Raw genomic sequence first — 453 nt, 5'->3', positions numbered from 1 at the left:
GTCTCCGGCTTGGCCGTCAACTAATCCTTGGTATGGGCTCAAATAAAATTTGCGCGCCGGCTCCCCATGCAGCGGCCAAGCTGTCGCGAACCTGAACGGGCAAAATCCCGGCGGCAAAATCCCGGCGGAAGCCTTATGTGAGGGAAGGCGCCCGCCGCTCCTCCTCAGTCACAGCCGTTTCGCACCCGCATGCCCCAAGCCGTCGCCGGCCCCGAGATCGAGCGCCTGATCCAGCTTCTCGGGCGCATGCCGGGGCTCGGGCCCCGCTCCGCCCGCCGGGCCGCGCTCCAGCTCATCAAGAAGCGCGAGGCCCTGCTCGCGCCCCTGGCCGACGCAATGCGTGTCGCGGCCGAGCGCATCGTCGTGTGCCGCTCCTGCGGCAACGTCGATACCAGCGACCCCTGCACGATCTGCCGGGATGAGACCCGCGACCCCACCACCCTCGTCGTGGTG

1 pseudogene is annotated in these 453 nt (G+C 68.4%); it reads left to right on the top strand.

Annotation, left to right across the window (positions count from 1 at the left end):
• Positions 1-189: 189 nt before the first annotated feature.
• A pseudogene (locus C1631_RS25545) lies at positions 190-453 on the top strand (hypothetical protein); the annotation flags it as partial.

The sequence above is a fragment of the Chryseobacterium phosphatilyticum genome (assembly GCF_002899825.2).
GTDB classification, from domain to species: domain Bacteria; phylum Bacteroidota; class Bacteroidia; order Flavobacteriales; family Weeksellaceae; genus Chryseobacterium; species Chryseobacterium phosphatilyticum.
Note: the sequence above shows the minus strand (reverse complement) of the source record. Positions and strands in the feature narration are given on the sequence as shown.